At 47.0% G+C, this 15822-nt stretch carries 15 protein-coding genes; 9 read left to right on the top strand and 6 right to left on the bottom strand.

Annotation, left to right across the window (positions count from 1 at the left end):
• Window positions 1-62 precede the first annotated feature (62 nt).
• The 3 genes from M3N64_RS05055 to cotI form a co-directional block, all read right to left on the bottom strand.
• On the bottom strand, window positions 63-671 hold the full coding sequence (locus M3N64_RS05055; RefSeq protein WP_249099037.1) for a L,D-transpeptidase: 609 nt from the start codon (window positions 669-671) through the stop codon (window positions 63-65).
• Window positions 672-833: 162 nt separating this feature from the next.
• A complete protein-coding gene (locus M3N64_RS05050; protein WP_249099432.1) occupies window positions 834-1676 on the bottom strand; it encodes a lipoate--protein ligase family protein in 843 nt (280 codons plus the stop codon).
• Window positions 1677-2023: 347 nt separating this feature from the next.
• Window positions 2024-3106 carry a spore coat kinase CotI gene (gene cotI, locus M3N64_RS05045; RefSeq protein ID WP_438271002.1) on the bottom strand — a complete coding sequence of 361 codons (1083 nt, stop codon included), beginning with the start codon at window positions 3104-3106 and terminating at the stop codon, window positions 2024-2026.
• Window positions 3107-3513: 407 nt separating this feature from the next.
• Here cotI and M3N64_RS05040 point away from each other — a divergent pair, with 407 nt between their 5' ends.
• The 3 genes from M3N64_RS05040 to M3N64_RS05030 all read left to right on the top strand — a co-directional run bounded on the left by M3N64_RS05040 (window position 3514) and on the right by M3N64_RS05030 (window position 6221).
• Window positions 3514-4644, top strand: coding sequence for a glycosyltransferase family 4 protein (locus M3N64_RS05040; RefSeq protein WP_249099034.1), 1131 nt, complete (start codon window positions 3514-3516; stop codon window positions 4642-4644).
• A gap of 100 nt (window positions 4645-4744) precedes the next feature.
• Window positions 4745-5818: a CotS family spore coat protein gene (locus tag M3N64_RS05035; protein WP_438270999.1), complete on the top strand. Its 1074-nt coding sequence runs from the start codon at window positions 4745-4747 to the stop codon at window positions 5816-5818.
• Window positions 5811-6221 carry a hypothetical protein gene (locus M3N64_RS05030; RefSeq protein ID WP_249099030.1) on the top strand — a complete coding sequence of 137 codons (411 nt, stop codon included), beginning with the start codon at window positions 5811-5813 and terminating at the stop codon, window positions 6219-6221. Before M3N64_RS05035 ends, M3N64_RS05030 begins: the two co-directional genes overlap by 8 nt.
• Before the next feature lie 245 nt (window positions 6222-6466).
• Here the strand turns inward: M3N64_RS05030 and M3N64_RS05025 are convergent, their stop codons facing one another.
• From M3N64_RS05025 to M3N64_RS05015, 3 genes are read right to left on the bottom strand one after another with little or no spacing between them, the layout of a single operon-like run.
• Window positions 6467-7684 carry a glycosyltransferase family 4 protein gene (locus M3N64_RS05025; protein WP_249099027.1) on the bottom strand — a complete coding sequence of 406 codons (1218 nt, stop codon included), beginning with the start codon at window positions 7682-7684 and terminating at the stop codon, window positions 6467-6469.
• Window positions 7681-8637 carry an NAD-dependent epimerase/dehydratase family protein gene (locus M3N64_RS05020; protein WP_249099023.1) on the bottom strand — a complete coding sequence of 319 codons (957 nt, stop codon included), beginning with the start codon at window positions 8635-8637 and terminating at the stop codon, window positions 7681-7683. Before M3N64_RS05020 ends, M3N64_RS05025 begins: the two co-directional genes overlap by 4 nt.
• Window positions 8634-9914: a UDP-glucose dehydrogenase family protein gene (locus M3N64_RS05015; RefSeq protein ID WP_249099020.1), complete on the bottom strand. Its 1281-nt coding sequence runs from the start codon at window positions 9912-9914 to the stop codon at window positions 8634-8636. Before M3N64_RS05015 ends, M3N64_RS05020 begins: the two co-directional genes overlap by 4 nt.
• A gap of 494 nt (window positions 9915-10408) precedes the next feature.
• On the opposite strand from M3N64_RS05015, the gene M3N64_RS05010 reads away from it, so the two are divergent.
• The 6 genes from M3N64_RS05010 (at window position 10409) to M3N64_RS04985 (ending at window position 15642) form a co-directional block, all read left to right on the top strand.
• Window positions 10409-11074, top strand: a complete 666-nt coding sequence (locus M3N64_RS05010; RefSeq protein WP_249099017.1) for a queuosine precursor transporter — start codon at window positions 10409-10411, stop codon at window positions 11072-11074.
• Window positions 11075-11092: 18 nt separating this feature from the next.
• Window positions 11093-11581, top strand: a complete 489-nt coding sequence (queF, locus tag M3N64_RS05005) for a preQ(1) synthase (protein WP_249099014.1) — start codon at window positions 11093-11095, stop codon at window positions 11579-11581.
• A gap of 19 nt (window positions 11582-11600) precedes the next feature.
• On the top strand, window positions 11601-12290 hold the full coding sequence (gene queC, locus M3N64_RS05000) for a 7-cyano-7-deazaguanine synthase QueC (RefSeq protein WP_249099011.1): 690 nt from the start codon (window positions 11601-11603) through the stop codon (window positions 12288-12290).
• Between the two features lie 685 nt (window positions 12291-12975).
• Window positions 12976-13770, top strand: coding sequence for a GNAT family N-acetyltransferase (locus M3N64_RS04995; protein WP_249099009.1), 795 nt, complete (start codon window positions 12976-12978; stop codon window positions 13768-13770).
• A gap of 261 nt (window positions 13771-14031) precedes the next feature.
• Window positions 14032-14433: a hypothetical protein gene (locus M3N64_RS04990; RefSeq protein ID WP_249099005.1), complete on the top strand. Its 402-nt coding sequence runs from the start codon at window positions 14032-14034 to the stop codon at window positions 14431-14433.
• A 204-nt stretch (window positions 14434-14637) separates the two neighbouring features.
• Window positions 14638-15642 (top strand): NAD(P)/FAD-dependent oxidoreductase, encoded by a 1005-nt coding sequence (locus tag M3N64_RS04985; RefSeq protein ID WP_249099002.1) that lies wholly within the window; start codon window positions 14638-14640, stop codon window positions 15640-15642.
• Window positions 15643-15822 lie beyond the last annotated feature (180 nt).

Raw genomic sequence — 15822 nt, 5'->3', positions numbered from 1 at the left:
TCAGTAGATTCGCGTACCAAAATGAACCGGGAAATCGACGGTAAAATCACAGCACCATTTGGTCAGCTATGAATCACTACTTTTGTATCATAGGGTATATGCTCGTAAATCCATTTGGCATCAGGTACGGTCAGGTGAATGCAGCCGTGAGAATCCTTCTGTCCAAGTTTTGCCGCATCAGCAGCCAGAATGTGCCTGTTTTCATCCATTGGTACGCTGTGGAAAAGAAACTCGCCGTGATTCTTCCAGGATACCCAGTATTCGGCACCTTCTTTATATTTTGGTGAATAAAACCACTTGCCGCGTTCAGCCTGAACATAATATGTACCTGTCGGCGTCGTGGTATCCGGATTCGTATCCAGCCCGGTGGATGCAATCATTGTATACAGAGTCTCCTGCCCTTTTTTTATATACACTCTCTGATTTTTGACGGAGACATCAATCCAGATCTGCTCGTTTTTTTTCAGTACGGGATAGCTGCCCCCCGAAGGCCTGTCCCAGCTGACCGGAACGGCCTGATGCCCAACTGGTTTCTTCTGAATCGCATGAGCTGTTTTTTGAGTACCAGCCCTGGAGATCCGCACTGAGTGAAAGGATGGCAGGGTTGCGGTCAGTGTGAACGCCAAGAACAGGGCAGCAGCAATGCCGCCTCCTTTAATTAACCATCGCATGATTTCTCGCCTTTCCTTGTTCATTGCTTTATTAAAGTTTTCGTGCATGATTATTTTTTGTGCTATAAGAAAGTATAAAATTCAGCGGATTATAGTTATAAGCGCGGGCGGCGGCTTCGCTCGTGTCAAAGGCTTGGCGAAGCCAAGTTTTCTAATCGGACGTCAAGGCGCGCCTGTTTCGAGTAATTTTTGATTTCGTCGGATCATGCGCTCATAGTATTGCCCGAAGTAGCGTGTTTCCTCAGGAGACAGCGATGATGCCATATGAACCTGCCCGAAAGACTGCAGGGTGGTAAGAACTGCATGCCCCATCTCCGCCATTGTATAGCTCTTTTTTCCGATTTCTTCAAGCGATGCCATGACATTCGGATCGATGTCGGGATAAACAAAAGCTGTGTGCTCGCCTTGCAGCCCGTGTCTGTAGAATTCGCGAATCATGCGTGCGCGGCCTGACCCGCTGCCGGACACGCATAAATAGATCTGTACGGCAACCCCCTGCCGGAGACGGCGTTGAGAAATGCCGGCAAATTTACGGCCGCCGCAGCTGAGATCATAACGCCCCGGGCAATAAGAACGGGTGATTTCCCCATATTCGAACATAATGCCAAGTGGTGTGAGCATCGTCTGAATAAAGTCGACCATTGCCTGAAATCCATCATCTATAGTCAGTAAGTGATCTTTTTCGGAAAAAATCAAAGAGAGATTCAGGACGCCTTCATCGAGGACAACGGCAAGTCCGCCTGAATTGCGCACGATAAAATGGAAATCGTGCTGACGCAGAACATCGAGCCCTTCCCGGAGATGCGGAAGTTTCGTGTCCTGAATACCAAGCATGACGGTTTTGTGGTGTACCCACAGTCTTGCAGTACATGGAGACTCGCCAGCGCCGGCCGATTGGCAGATGGCGTCATCAGTCGCGAATGACTGCCTGCCATCGAATCCGGCACCAAGTGTTGACTGATCGATTACGCGCCAGATCGGCTGTTCAAGCAAAGACACAGACAGGACCTCCGTTATTTGTTTTATCCGCTTTTCATTATAACAGCATCTTTGCGGAGACACGACCAAACCGGTAAACGGACGATCTGAATGAAAAAGCATACTGCGTCAGCAAAGCAGGATTGTATAATAATGAAAAGGCACCGCTTTATGATTGAATTTCTGAACCACTTTTTTGAAGAATCGTATGAAGCACATTCTTGGCACATGCAAACATTGAAAATGCTTTACGAAAATGATGATAGAGAAAACTGACCGGCGAATGAGGCAGCTTTCTCATTCGTCGGTTTGTCCGTATTTCAACGCACGATTAGCCTCCGGCAATGCCTGAGACCATCGGTACTTTGTTCGGCTTACAGATTATGAATCATGCGCGTGACGGCTTCGTTTTTCTGTTGTTCATAAGCGAATGCCCGCGTAAGTTCTTCGGTTGGAAGTTCATTTTTCCGCGCGAATTTTTCGCTGACCACTTCATAGAGGCCATATGGGAAAAGCATGTCGATGAACATCACCTTTTTCTGCTGCGCATTTAAAGGAGCAACTTCCTCATAGGATGCAAGCATATGATCAAAAAGCTCCTGATTCCAGCTCCCCTGGTCATCAATTAAGGGGATGATCGTTTTACGGAGGTCGCGAACAGGCAGGTCATATGTGGTCGTGTCCAAGTCGATTATCCAGATCTGCTCATTTGAAAGCAGCGTATTTCCGGTACCATAATCCTGGTGGCATAAATTTGGTTTCTGTTTGCATGTGGCAACCCATTCCGGGTAGTAGGAATCCTGGAGTTCTTTTAAAACGGACCGGCCGTGTCTGATATACTGATCAATTTCAGATAAATACAGCTGTGAAAACGGATCCTCTGGAGTTTCGGCAGCGATCAGTTTCCACGATTCCATCTGCTGGCAGCGTTTGATATAATGCTTTGGCCACTCGCCAAGCTTAGAAAAAACAGGGATTCCTTCTTCCGGGGCGTAGCCGGCGGAATCCAAATGATACTGCGCCAGTCCTTTCATGATCCATTTTTGATCTTCCGGAACTGTCAGATCAAAAGGTCTGCCCGTGATCCAGTCATAGACGACAAACAGGAATGGCCCCTGTTTTGTATAGAGACCACCTTGTTTGTTGGGCACGATGCCTGGTACACGAGCCCCTTTTTTAGCCAGATAATCCTGAGCGTGAATCGAAAAGAGCGCTTTTTTCTCTGGACGATGAATACGTTTTAAGCATAATGGCCCTTTATCGGTGTCAATTTTCCAGACAAGTGCCATTTGCCCGCCCTGAATTAACTCAATACTTTGAACGTTAATTTCCCAGCAGCCGAGAATGGCGGAAGCAATTTTGACCAGGCTTTCCCTCATTTCAGGTGTCAGATTGGTTTCTTTTTCCTTTTTTTCATTTTCTCGTCTGTTTGCCCTGCTTGATCGCGCGATTTGCATACTTTTTTTATTTGAACGTTCGCTGCGGGGCTCTTCCCCGGTTATTTGCATGCTTTTCAGCTCGGGAAATTTAATTAATAAAGGGGGAGCGGGTGTCCGGTTTTGCATACTCTTACCTCCAATTGAAAAAGTTCAGGGGATGCGGAAATAAAACCCTCTGACGACAAGTGGCATAATCGGCAAGGGAAAACATTTCCCTGCAAATCCTCCTGATGAATGAAACACATAGATACCTTAATAATGTATGGCCGGATACTTCGCATTGCGATTTATTTGTCCGTCTTTTGCAAAATATGGATGAGTGCCCTTTTTTCCCCCAGGCAATGGGAAATGTGCACGCCGGTGTCCGGTGTTCCGTATGATGAAGATTAAGAGACGGTAAACTTCTCGTTAAGGAGGGGCACTTTATGAACATTGCAATGATTGCAACCGAAAAGCTGCCTGTGCCGGCTATACGGGGCGGAGCGATACAAATATACATTCAATCAACTGCTGAACTGATCGCCAGGCAGCATCAGGTGACTGTTTTCTCGATCAGGGATCCTCGTCTTGAGAACGATGAAACGGCTCGCGGTGTTCACTATATCCGATTAAATAAAGAGCATTATCTGGATGATTTAGCCGATACACTCAGGAAAAATCACTATGATTTGATCCATGTCTGCAACAGGCCTGCGTGGATCAGCCGGTTAAAAGAAGCAGCGCAGGACAGTAAATTCATTCTCAGCGTACACAATGAGATGTTCGCTGAAGGGAAGATCAGTGAAGAAGACGGCACGGCATGCGTTCGCAATATCGCCGGTATGGTTACGGTCAGCGATTTTATTGGAAAGACGATTACGCAAAGATTTCCCGAAGCCAAAGATAAAACACGAACGGTCTATTCGGGCGTGGATTTGGCCGCGTATCATCCTGCCTGGACTGATCAGGGCCGCGCGATCAGAAAAGAAATGAGAGCACGTGCCCAGCTCGAGGGGAAAAGGATTGTCCTTTTCGTGGGGCGGTTAAGTAAAGTAAAAGGGCCGCATATTCTTCTTCAGGCGATTCCCGAAATCGCCGACAAACATCCGGATGCGATGCTTGTCTTTGTCGGGTCAAAATGGTTTGACGATGACAAAGTGAATAATTACGTGCGTCATCTCTATACACTTGGCGCCATGCATCCTGAACAGGTAACTTTTATAAAATTTATCAAACCTCGGGATATCCCTAACCTTTACTCGATGGCAGATCTCTTTGTATGCTGCTCCCAATGGCAGGAACCGCTGGCACGTGTTCACTATGAGGCCATGGCCGCCGGACTGCCGATCATCACGACCAATCGGGGCGGCAACGCTGAAGTCATTGAAGAAGGAAGAAACGGGCTCATTATCGACCGATTCGATGATCCGCAGGAGTACGCGCATGCCATCAACGATCTGTTTGACCATGAAGATGTAAGAGCACAGATGGGGCGCAACGGTCGCCGGATTGCTGAGCAGAAATATGGGTGGCAGAGAGTCGCGGATCAGCTGCTGGAAGTATACCAGAAAGCATGAGTAGCTGCCCGAAGGAATGGAGCAGAAAAAATATGACTGCGTCAGTGCCTGAGCCGAGCAGGTGTACGAACAAGATCACGCAGTGAAATGGGGAGTCTGTGTGGAAAATACAAATTACGAGAAAGCGCTGGCAAAAAGCTATGATGACTTAAAAGCTGTTTTTGCCTATTACCCGATCCATCCGAAGTCAGTCAAGCTGCTCGATACGCGCGGCGGGCGATCAAAATGGCTGATTGAATCGCAAGAGGGTCCTATGATTTTAAGACAGGAATATATTAATCCAAAGCGCATGCTTTTTATCGCCGGTGCGCACTGGCATCTGCAAAATAACGGATTGCCGATTGCCAGACTGATTCCGACCGCGCAAGGGAGTCTTTGTCTGTCGGGCGGTGATCATGTCTACCTTCTATATGAAGCGCTGGAAGGTGAGCCGCTGCTCTATTACAATAAACAGCATATGATTAAAGCCATGAAGTTTACGGGGGCTTTCCATCATGCTTCCGAGGGGTACCTCCCCCCGTCCGGAAGCAAGCGCCGGACACGAATCGGCAAATGGAAGAAACTGTATCGCTGGAAGATTCAGGAGCTTGAGGACAATAAAAAAATAGCTCAGAAAGATCCCGAAGATGAATGGTCGCGTCTATTCATTGAACAGGTCGATCGCATGCTGAAGCGCGGCTATGAAGCCCTGGAAGAACTGGATCAATCCGGATTTGCCCATTGGACGGAAGCTTCTATCCGTTCAGGAGTGTTCTGCCAGCAGGACGATACAATGGCGCGTATGATGATAAAAAATGGGCAGGCCGTCATGAAAGATCTGCACTCGATTACCATTGATCTTCCAGCACGCGATCTGAGAATCATCTTGAACAAGCTCATGAAGAAGCTGGATGTCTGGGATACGGACACCGCTGTTGACCTGCTTCGTGCCTACGACAGCATCCACCCGCTCAGCAAAGAGCAATATCGTGTCCTATGGACAGATTTGAAATTCCCGCATCTTTTCTGCGCGATAGCGCATAAATATTATCTCGGCCAAAAGAAATCATGGGGTGATGAAAAATTCCTCATGAATTTCCGGAAGATTGTCTCGGTTGAAAACTCAAAAACAGAGTTTCTGAGCCAACTTGACCCAATTTATCAGAAAATAAAGGAGGGGAGCGCTGATGGCTGACCATGTAGACGATGAAACATTTGAAATTCGCAAAGTGGATCTTGAAGCCTATCGCTTTTCCCCACCAGGGTCAATGGGCTGGAGCGCATCAGAATATGAGCGTATTCTAAGCCATCCCGAAGCAGATATTCAATCCGAAAATTTTGCGCCGCCCGGCGTGCCGTCAAAGACGCTGAGTGAACTTTCTCGATTGCCAGATCGTCAATTGGCTCTTCAAACGCCTGGTACAGAACCGGATCAGAATCATGAAAAGAAGAAAAAACAGACTGTTGAAGCAGAGCAGAGTACCGCACCAAGCAAGAAACAGGAAAGAGAGCCTGAGAACGAAGGCTACATTATGGACACGAATCCACCAGAGAAACCATGGCTTGCACAGCATTTAATCTCATTATATATAAAGTAAAAGCGATCTGACCTGCAGCAAGTGAATACAGAGCAACGATTAAAAACAGCAGCGGATTTTAGCAAAACCAAATGAAAAGAGCGGACAATCGCCATGCCTGCTCTTTTCTATTTCTGGTACTATAAATTTAGGCCTTGTTAAGGTCACGATTGCATCTTCTGTTCATTTTCATAAGTATGAAAACGTGTTTTCGCCTTCACCAGAAGCCGAACGCAGCCATCTCCGCACATCCGATGATTCTTTTGTTACGCTCCGGCACCTGTATTCATGACTGAATCTGGGTCTGTGTCGTTCTGAGCGGAAGCGGCCGATTCCGTATCCGAATGGCTGCTTCTCACCCGGTGGTACACACGGTCCAACCGTTCGGCCACCTGATCGAACCGATGATGCGCCGCGACATACTCTCGACCGCGCCTGGCAAGTGTATCCGCGGTCCGGCGGTCATTGAGCAAAAAATCAATGGACTGGACAAATGCATTGACGTTCTGATAGTCGTCGATCAATAAACCGTTTTCCATATTCTGAATGACCTCGGCATTTCCTCCGCGATTCGTCGTAATGATCGGTACTCCGGCAGCCATGGCTTCATAATGGACGCGTGCCAAAGGTTCCTGCCATTGTGAACTGCATACAAAAACATCGGCAGCTGAGAACAATTCAGGAATCTGTTCTGCAGGCACATACTTGGTGAAAAGCACATGATCGCCCAGTGGCTCTGCGCGTTCATATAAAGCGCGGACATACGGATTTATCCGATCGTCACTGAACCATTTGCCACCGACGATGACGAGCGTGGTATCAGGATGGAGGCGCACGAGCTGTTTCATTGCATCAATCAGTATATGCGGACCTTTGGAGCGGCTGAGTCTGCCGACGAAAAGAATGGCTTTTCCATGCCTGATCCCGTACTTTTGGCGTGTGTACTGCCTGATCTCCGCACCTCGGCGTGTCCACGCAGGCATAAAACGATTGAGAGCGACACCCGAGTAAACCACCTGAATTTTTGATGCTGCTTCCGGGAAGCGATCAAGCACTGTTTTTTTAATATAGCCGCTGATCGTAACAATCTGATCTGCAGCACGTACCGCTTCAAGGCCATGCACGTCGGATATTTTCTTTTTACTGAGCATTTCATTGTGCAGGCCAAGGACAAATCCGCTTTCTGGAGCAGATTTTCTATAATTGGCAATCTGATTCGGACGATTAAAAACATGAATCACATCAAATGTGTGCCGTTTTAACTCGCTGGCAACATCCTCGCCATAATGTTCGCTGGGGAAGCGGATATAGTGAACGGTATTCCTGGTTTCCCGATTCGGAAGCAATGGATCTGTGATTGAGAAAATGGTCAGATCATGCTGTTTTGCCAGAAAAGGTGTCACGCCGTCAATCATTGTCTGAACGGCCCCACCGCGTATTGCAGGTGAAGGAAGCTTTTCCGTGCAGATTAAAGCCAGTTTCATTCTTCTCGCTCCTTATAAACGGTTTTTAGATCATTGATTTCCCGTGCCAGGCCTGAACGCAGATCCGTCAACGGGTGATAGTTCAAGAGTTTCCCTGCCTGGGTGATATCAGCCCATGTCTGTCTGGGTTCGCCTTTGGGATCTCCGACAAAACGAATTTCAACCTCTTTATGGAACAAGTGTCGCAAAAGTTCAATGATGTCCAGGACGGATGCGCGTTCTTTTCCGCCGATATTTATCGTTTCTCCAATCACATCCGTAGCTTCAAGTACGGATGCAGTGCCCGCGACACAGTCATCAATGAACGTGAAGTCGCGGCTTTGCCTGCCATCACCATATACGGGAACAGGCCTTCCTTCCAGAATGCAGCGAATAAAGCGGTGAAAAGCCATGTCAGGACGCTGTCTCGGTCCGTAAACGGTGAAATAACGCAGAATGACAATCGGTATGCCCTCATTTTTTTGATAGACATGACATAAATATTCACATGAGAGCTTGCTGACACCGTATGGAGAAAGCGGGTGGGGCGAAGCATCTTCAGAGACTTTCCCAGACTTTTCTCCATATACGGAAGATGTGGAGACGTAGATGAATTTTTTCAAAGGCTGGTTTTTGCAGGCTTCCAGCAGTCTTTGAGTCGCCAGTATATTGTTGGACACGTATTGCCGAAAGTCTTCCCCCCAGCTGGAGCGTACGCCGGGCATGCCGGCAAGATGATAGATAACGTCCACATGGCGCAGCAGTCGATGAAGATCTGCATCGAGCAGATTAGCACGCAAAAAGCGGAAACGAGGATTTCTCGCATTCAGTAAAGCAGCAAGATTACGCTGTTTGATCGCCTTGTCGTGGATCAATCCATCGATACCAATTACTAAATGTTTTTTATCTCGAAGCAGCCGCTCACATAAATGAGAGCCGATGAATCCGGCAGCCCCGGTGACTAAAATATTCATGATCGCCCAACCCCCACATAGTGAAAGCCGTGTTTCTTTGCACGAGCCGGATCCAGAACGTTCCGGCAGTCAAGCAGAAGATTTCCACGCATATTTTTCTTCACTTTTTCCAAGTCCGCTTCAAGAAACTGATGCCATTCCGTGGCAATAATCAGTACATCGGATTGTCTGACAGACGCATACAGTTCGCGGTGGCCAGTCACTTCCGCACTGTTCAGATCAGCCATCGGATCGTATGTGTGAACGCTGCATCCGATCTGTAACAATTGCCGAATCAGTTTTATGGATTGTGAATCCCGCAAATCATCGGTGTCCGGTTTGAATGTCAGTCCCCACACCGTAATCTGCTTATTCCTCGGTTCGGGAATGTGCTGAATCAGTTTATGAAGATAGATGTCGATCTGAGTCTCATTGACCTGAGTCACTGCTTTAAGAAGTACAGGATCAAGCGATTTGCTTTCTGCCGAATAGATGAGCGCGCTCAGATCTTTCGGAAAGCATGATCCGCCGTACCCAAGCCCGGCATTCAGAAAATAAGGGTTGATGCGCGGATCAGCGGCAAGCCCTTTCTGCACGTCTTTGATATCCGCTCCATACACATCGCAGATTCGGGAAATTTCATTGATGAATGAAATTTTGGCAGCCAGAAAAGCGTTGGATGCATATTTAATCAATTCGGCGCCGGTCAGACTGGTATGGATTACCGGAGCGTCTATGTTTTTAAACAGTGATCTGACTCGATCAGCAGCCTGCTTATTCTCTGCACCGATCACAATGCGGTGCGGATGCAGTGAATCGGCGACGGCCGTTCCTTCTTTCAGAAATTCAGGATTTGAAACGACATCGAACAGTTGCCGGTCAACGCCCTGGTTGATAAGCGTTCGAATGATCCACTCATTGGTACCGGGCGGGACGGTGCTCTTGATGACAATTGTCTTATGCCCGTGCATTGATTTTGCGATCAGTTGCACCACATTTTTAACAAAAGTCAGATTCGTGCTACCGTTCTCATTCGGAGGTGTGCCGACAGCAATCAGGATGATCGGATGGCGTGACAGATGGATCATGACCTGATCGGAAAAAAAGAGCCTCTTTTTTTGTGTGTTTTCTTTGACTAAGCTGCTCAGACCCTCTTCATAGATTGGTATGCCGCCTTGATTAAGCAGATCTGTTTTTTCTTTATTTTGGTCGACGCAGGTGACGCGATGCCCCAATTCAGCGAGAACCGCAGAGGTTGTCAGACCGACATAACCTGCGCCGACAACGCAAATATCCATAAAGTTTTACCTCCATCCTTTAAGCGACTGTTCATGAAAAAGAAGGTGATTTCTCAGGATGAGTACCTGTAACTATGCCATCGAAAGGATCTGCCGCCAATCAGCGGAACGGCTATTGATTGCGGAATATCCAATCGAGCAGAATGCGGGACATGTCGCCTGTACTTCCACCCTGCCTTCTTCTTTTCAGGCAGTTGTCTCTACGCGGCAGTGCCTTTAAAACGATCCCTGCCCCATGGAAGCAGGAGGTGACATATCATGATCAGCAGGAACTGTCCTTTTCATTCTATGTTTAGGCAAAGATCCAGTAACTTGTCTCTTGAAATCGATTTTCGGCGTCGCTTGCCGGGACATTTGTTGCTTGTTCCGATAAGGATTTCCGCCGGCGCTTACTTGTTATTTGCGTGATCAGTCATTATAATCAAGAGGTTACCTGTCTGGCAGAGTTCGAGACCCTCCTCTGCTTTATCAAAAAAACTACGGGAGTGATCTTATTGGATCAGCATCAATGGAATGCGGGCATTCCTTTCAAACTTATTTTTTTATCCATGGTCTTTATGACCTGCCTCATTGCCGCGAATCTAGTGGCATCAAAACTCTTCATTATTGGCGGCTTCGCCATGACTTCGGGCATTGTCATCTATCCTGTTACTTTTCTTGTTTTAGACAGCATTACCGAGTGCTGGGGGAAACCCGTTGCGCAGAAAATTGTCTGGATTGGGCTCTTTGCCAATCTGTTTTTCACGCTGCTTCTTCAGGCAGCCATTCATTTGCCTCCAGCGCCTTTCTGGAAGGGGCAGGCAGCATTTTCAGAGACACTCGGTGCAATGCCACGCATAGTACTTGCATCGCTGTGCGGATATGTCATCGCTCAGACACTTGATATTACGCTGTTTACGCGACTGAAGCGCCGTACGAACGGAAGAAAGCTCTGGCTGCGGAGCCTGGTCAGCACGGCGGTCAGCCAGCTGGCCGATTCTGCCGTATTTATGTTTGTCGGTTTTGCCGGGACGCTGCCGATATCAGCCATTCTGACGACCATACGTACTGAATATGTGCTGAAATTTTCCTATGCCGTTATTGGTGTCCCGTTGATCTATCTGGCGGTACACTGGATTCGCGGGCAAAAGGCTGTCACCTCCAAAAGCATGCTGAATTAAGAATAAGGGGGAATTTGGATGAATGAACGAAAAAGTGAGAAGCTTACCCTTCTGGGGAATAAAAACACGCAGTATGTCTTTGATTATGATCCGAACTTGCTTGAGACTTTCCAGAATCAGCATCCGGAACGCGATTATTTTGTCAAATTTAATTTTCCGGAATTTACAAGCCTTTGTCCGATTACACATCAGCCGGACTTTGCGACACTGCACATCAGCTATGTGCCGTCGGAACGTATGGTTGAAAGCAAGTCGCTTAAGCTCTATTTATTCAGTTATCGCAATCACGGCGATTTTCATGAGGATTGCGTCAATAAAATTGCGGACGACCTGATTCAACTGATGGATCCGAAATACTTGGAGATATGGGGCAAATTTCTGCCCCGCGGCGGGATCAGCATTGATCCCTATGTCAACTACGGGAAAAAGGGAACATCATGGGCGCAGGTTGCGTTTGACCGGCTGACCAGACATGACCTGTATCCTGAACCGATTGATAATCGTTAAAAAGAGCGAGGGGATCAGAATGAAAAAAGCAGTTGTGGTGCTTAGCGGGGGACTGGACAGTACTACATGCATGAGTGTCGCGAAGCATGAAGGATATGCACTTTATCCGATCACCTTTCGTTATGGGCAGCGGCATCAGCGCGAGGTTGAACAGGCGGGGGAAATTGCTGCTTACTATGAATCGGCCGATCACCGTATTGTCGATTTAGCTTTTTTTAAACAGCTCGGGAGCAGTGCGCTGACGGATTCATCTATCGATGTTCCGGACACTGGAGCGGATCAGGGGATTCCGGTTACCTACGTGCCAGGTCGCAACATGATCTTTCTTTCGCTTGCTGCCGCCTACGCGGAAGTCATCGGCGCCGATGCAATTTATACGGGCGTATCTTCGGTAGATTACAGTGGGTACCCGGACTGCCGACCTGAATTTATTCAAAGTATGAACCAGACGATCAACAGGGCAACAAAAGCAGGCGTCCGCGGGCATACGCTGAGCATTAAGACACCGCTCATGCACCTGACAAAAGGTGAAACCATTCGACTGGGCAGCGCGCTCGATGCTCCTTACCAACTGACTACATCGTGCTATAACGGCGGTGAACAGGCCTGCGGTGTCTGTGACAGCTGCCGGCTGCGAATTAAAGGATTTAAAGAAGCGGGGCAGATTGACCCGATCCCCTATCGAATTCCAATTCAATGGAATGATTGATAATGAAAGAGAAAAATGGGCGCAGCCAAAAGCTTCCGCCCATTTTGGATAAAAAAGTATTCTTGGCTATGATTCAGATCAACAAAACAATGGCCTAACCGAGCATTAAAGCGGAAAGCGCGCGTGTGCCTTTGGAACTGGCGCCATTGATGCGTGCCTCTCCTGCGCGTAACGCTAAAGCCATCATATCCTGTGAAAGTAGAATCGGGCAGATGCCCGGTTTTTCCATTTCAGGTAAAGAAAACATAAGCTTTTAGCTAAACATCAGAGTGTAAGCCAGATACAAAGCGCGCCGGCGCCAGCGGAGCGTTCCTGTTGATCAGGGCCAGCGAGCAGATGGAGTGTCTGTCAGGTACAAGATCAACAGCAAAGAACCAGGCTTTGCCTTCTATTGGCACATTTTTGCTTATCTGCTGGATTGAGATGAAGAATTTGCGTGAACGATTTCGATCAGCAGTGGAAAACATCATCATTCTTTAACATGATCTTTACGAAAAAAGAAAACTGTGCCTCTAGTCACTTCAAGAAAATGCCGAATGTTATAAAATATGAAGCAATATTCATTGTAGGTCAGCTTTTTTGCGCAGGCAGTTCCAGATGGCACCGAAACTTATTTTGTGACATAATAACTCGAACGTGGGAAAATAGACAAAGTATAGAGCTAAAAAGAGAGGGGATGGGTGTCATGATTCGACAGTTGACAGAGGCGGATCGAGAGAAGGTGCTGGCTTTTGCCGGCCAGCGTCCCGCGGAAAATCTGTTTATTATCGGAGATATCGATGCATTCGGAATGTCTGGCGATTTCGTTACTTTGTGGGGCGACTTTGATGAAACCGCTGCATTGCGGAGCATTCTGCTTCGTTATCGGGGCAATTTTATTCCCTATGCGCAAAGCCCGGCTGACTTGGATGGCGAGGCATGGGCTGATGTCATTGAGCAAAGCGGCCAGCTGAAGCAGCTTTCCGGCCTGCAGAATCTGGTGTCCGTCATTGCCCCGCATATTCAGACCAAAACAGGCAAGAAGCAGCTCTGTTTCTATGCAAAACGTGATTTGCATCTTCCCGTTGATAAAAAGCACATACATAAAGATGTTAAGATGCTCTTTCCCGAAGAAGCTGAGCAAATTGTCAATCTGCGTTCCTGCTGTTTCCCCGATTATGCCGAGCCGACGGAAGCCTTGCAGAAGAATATGGATAAAGGCATCTCGCGCACCTATTATATAGAACGAAATAATGAGCCGGTGAGCGGGGTATCGACAACAGCGGAGACAGGTGGCGCGGCGATGATCATCGGGGTGTGTACGAAAAAGGAGTATGAGCACCAGGGCTTTGCGACCAGCTGCCTTCTTAAAACAATCAGTGCGCTTCAGGCGGAACGTAAACAGCCATGCCTGTTTTATGATAATCCTGACGCCGGGCGCATATATGAAAAAGCAGGTTTTGTACCGATTGACCGCTGGATGATGATCCATTATGCGTAAAACAGAAAATACATTTAATCGGCTGTCCTGTCAGCAAGTTCTCCGCTGAGGCAGCCGATTTTTGTTTCAGGATAAAAAAGTATACAATTCTGCAAAAAACAATGTCCCGGATGCGTGTCTAGGCAAACGAAACGAGCAGCTAAGTATCGTAAATGTCCAGGATTTTTCAGTAAGTCCCTTTTTAATACGTAGCCAAAGGGCTTGGCTTCTTACCTACATCTTTAACTAAATTCAATGATCGTTTGGGAATGGAGATTTTTTATGCACATAAAACCGCCTCATCAAAGCACGATAATAATCACACTTATATTCATGGTCATTCTCGGTATAGGTTATTACTTTATTGAGCTTGGGAATTCAGAAGACTGGGAAAACAACGTGGTAGATAAAGAGATTAATCAATTACTTACTTCTAAAAATAAAAAAATGATAAGTAAAGTATCCGCAGATAAAAAGACTGAACAGTTTCTTTTGAATTTAAAAAAAGAAGAAAAAGCTGAACACACATCCGGATTTCAAGGATTAACACCAGATCATTTACACTCTTATGGTACAGAAATAAAAAAACGGGATTTTGAGCTAAGTATTCAGCCCGAAAAGAAGAAAAATATAATTGATTATATTTTTCCGAAATATAAGATAAAAAAAGTTATTCTCCGTTAGGCCACTTTCTCAAAAAGGATTTAAAGCATGAATAGCTCTTTCTTCAATAACTCTTGTAATTGATAACGATTATCGTTATCATAAAATGTATAAATCATAATTATCGATACTGTCATTCACTCATGGATCGCGCGCACCAAATGTCACAATAAGAAAAAGGTGACGCGCGATCAATCGAAGCATTTTCAGCAAAGGAGTTTATCCATGTCCGACTTATATGATGTGACCATTATTGGCGGGGGGCCGGCTGGCCTTTATACTGCCTTCTATTGTGGCATGCGTGCCCTGAAGACCAAAATTATTGAAGCAAAAAATGATCTGGGTGGCGTCATCACACATTTTTACCCGGAAAAAACGATTTATGATGTTGGCGGAATCCCCCAGATTACAGGCGAAGAACTGGTTGATCGGCTCACGCGCCAGGCGAAAACCTTCCAGCCTGAATTGATCACCAATCAAGTGATTGCAGGTATGGAAAGGCAGGAGGATGGCAGCTTTAAGCTGATCAGTACGACCGGTGAAGTGCATCGAACGCGCAAGATTATTCTGGCGGTCGGATGCGGAACTTTTGAAGTGAATAAGCTCCAGCTTAAAGAAGCCGCGCGTTTTGAAGGAAAGAGCCTTTTTTATGCGGTGCGCCATATCCAGCAGTTTGCCGGTAAACATGTCGTTATATCCGGAGGCGGTGACGGAGCACTGGACTGGGCGGCAGAGCTCGCTCCTCTCTGTCATAAAGTGACCGTCGTATACAGAGGTACGGAATTTACGCATGCTCTGGAACATCAAATGCAGCGTCTGAAAAGCCATTCAGTCGATATTCGAACAGATTCAGAGATTGTTGCGCTGACAGGAGATGACATACTTCAGTCGGTAACAGTTCGCAATGTCGCATCCGGCCATGAAATCCTTCAGGCCGATGCACTGATTGTCAATCATGGATTTAATTATGGTCTCGGTACGCTTGAAAGCTGGGGTATGTCAATCGATGACGGGGGCATTGTTGTTGATCAGCGAATGGAGTCGTCGGTCAAAGGTATTTTCGCAATCGGCAATGCCGCGAAGTACCCGCAAAAAGTATATCTGATCGCAGCGGGTTTTGTTGAAGGTCCCATTGCAGTGAACAGTATCAAACAGGATCTGGACCCAAAGGCTCCGGCACAGGCCATGGTCAGCACCCATCATGAATTTTTCACCAACAAGAAAGTATAGGATTCTGCCTCGTATCCAATCAACAAAACAATGACTCATCTGACATTAAAGTGGAGGTGGCGCCCGCGCTAAGCGAACAGCCGCAGCAACGATGCAATCTAAAAGGTATGAATCAAAGACTCATGATCGAAAATTAAGAGCCGGGCAATTGCCCGGCTCTCTGACGAAAGCTTTGGTTTA

Origin of the sequence: Sporolactobacillus mangiferae (genome assembly GCF_023336505.1) — a bacterium.
Classification (GTDB): domain Bacteria; phylum Bacillota; class Bacilli; order Bacillales; family Sporolactobacillaceae; genus Sporolactobacillus; species Sporolactobacillus mangiferae.
Note: the sequence above shows the minus strand (reverse complement) of the source record. Positions and strands in the feature narration are given on the sequence as shown.

Excerpts from the sequence above, each read along its gene's own strand:
- M3N64_RS05055 (WP_249099037.1), bottom strand. The coding sequence starts at position 671 with ATGCGATGGTTAATTAAAGGAGGCGGCATTGCTGCTGCCCTGTTCTTG.
- cotI (WP_438271002.1), bottom strand. The coding sequence starts at position 3,106 with ATGCAAATCGCGCGATCAAGCAGGGCAAACAGACGAGAAAATGAAAAA.
- M3N64_RS05040 (WP_249099034.1), top strand. The coding sequence starts at position 3,514 with ATGAACATTGCAATGATTGCAACCGAAAAGCTGCCTGTGCCGGCTATA.
- M3N64_RS05030 (WP_249099030.1), top strand. The coding sequence starts at position 5,811 with ATGGCTGACCATGTAGACGATGAAACATTTGAAATTCGCAAAGTGGAT.
- M3N64_RS05025 (WP_249099027.1), bottom strand. The coding sequence starts at position 7,684 with ATGAAACTGGCTTTAATCTGCACGGAAAAGCTTCCTTCACCTGCAATA.
- M3N64_RS05020 (WP_249099023.1), bottom strand. The coding sequence starts at position 8,637 with ATGAATATTTTAGTCACCGGGGCTGCCGGATTCATCGGCTCTCATTTA.
- M3N64_RS05015 (WP_249099020.1), bottom strand. The coding sequence starts at position 9,914 with ATGGATATTTGCGTTGTCGGCGCAGGTTATGTCGGTCTGACAACCTCT.
- queF (WP_249099014.1), top strand. The coding sequence starts at position 11,093 with ATGAATGAACGAAAAAGTGAGAAGCTTACCCTTCTGGGGAATAAAAAC.
- queC (WP_249099011.1), top strand. The coding sequence starts at position 11,601 with ATGAAAAAAGCAGTTGTGGTGCTTAGCGGGGGACTGGACAGTACTACA.
- M3N64_RS04995 (WP_249099009.1), top strand. The coding sequence starts at position 12,976 with ATGATTCGACAGTTGACAGAGGCGGATCGAGAGAAGGTGCTGGCTTTT.
- M3N64_RS04990 (WP_249099005.1), top strand. The coding sequence starts at position 14,032 with ATGCACATAAAACCGCCTCATCAAAGCACGATAATAATCACACTTATA.
- M3N64_RS04985 (WP_249099002.1), top strand. The coding sequence starts at position 14,638 with ATGTCCGACTTATATGATGTGACCATTATTGGCGGGGGGCCGGCTGGC.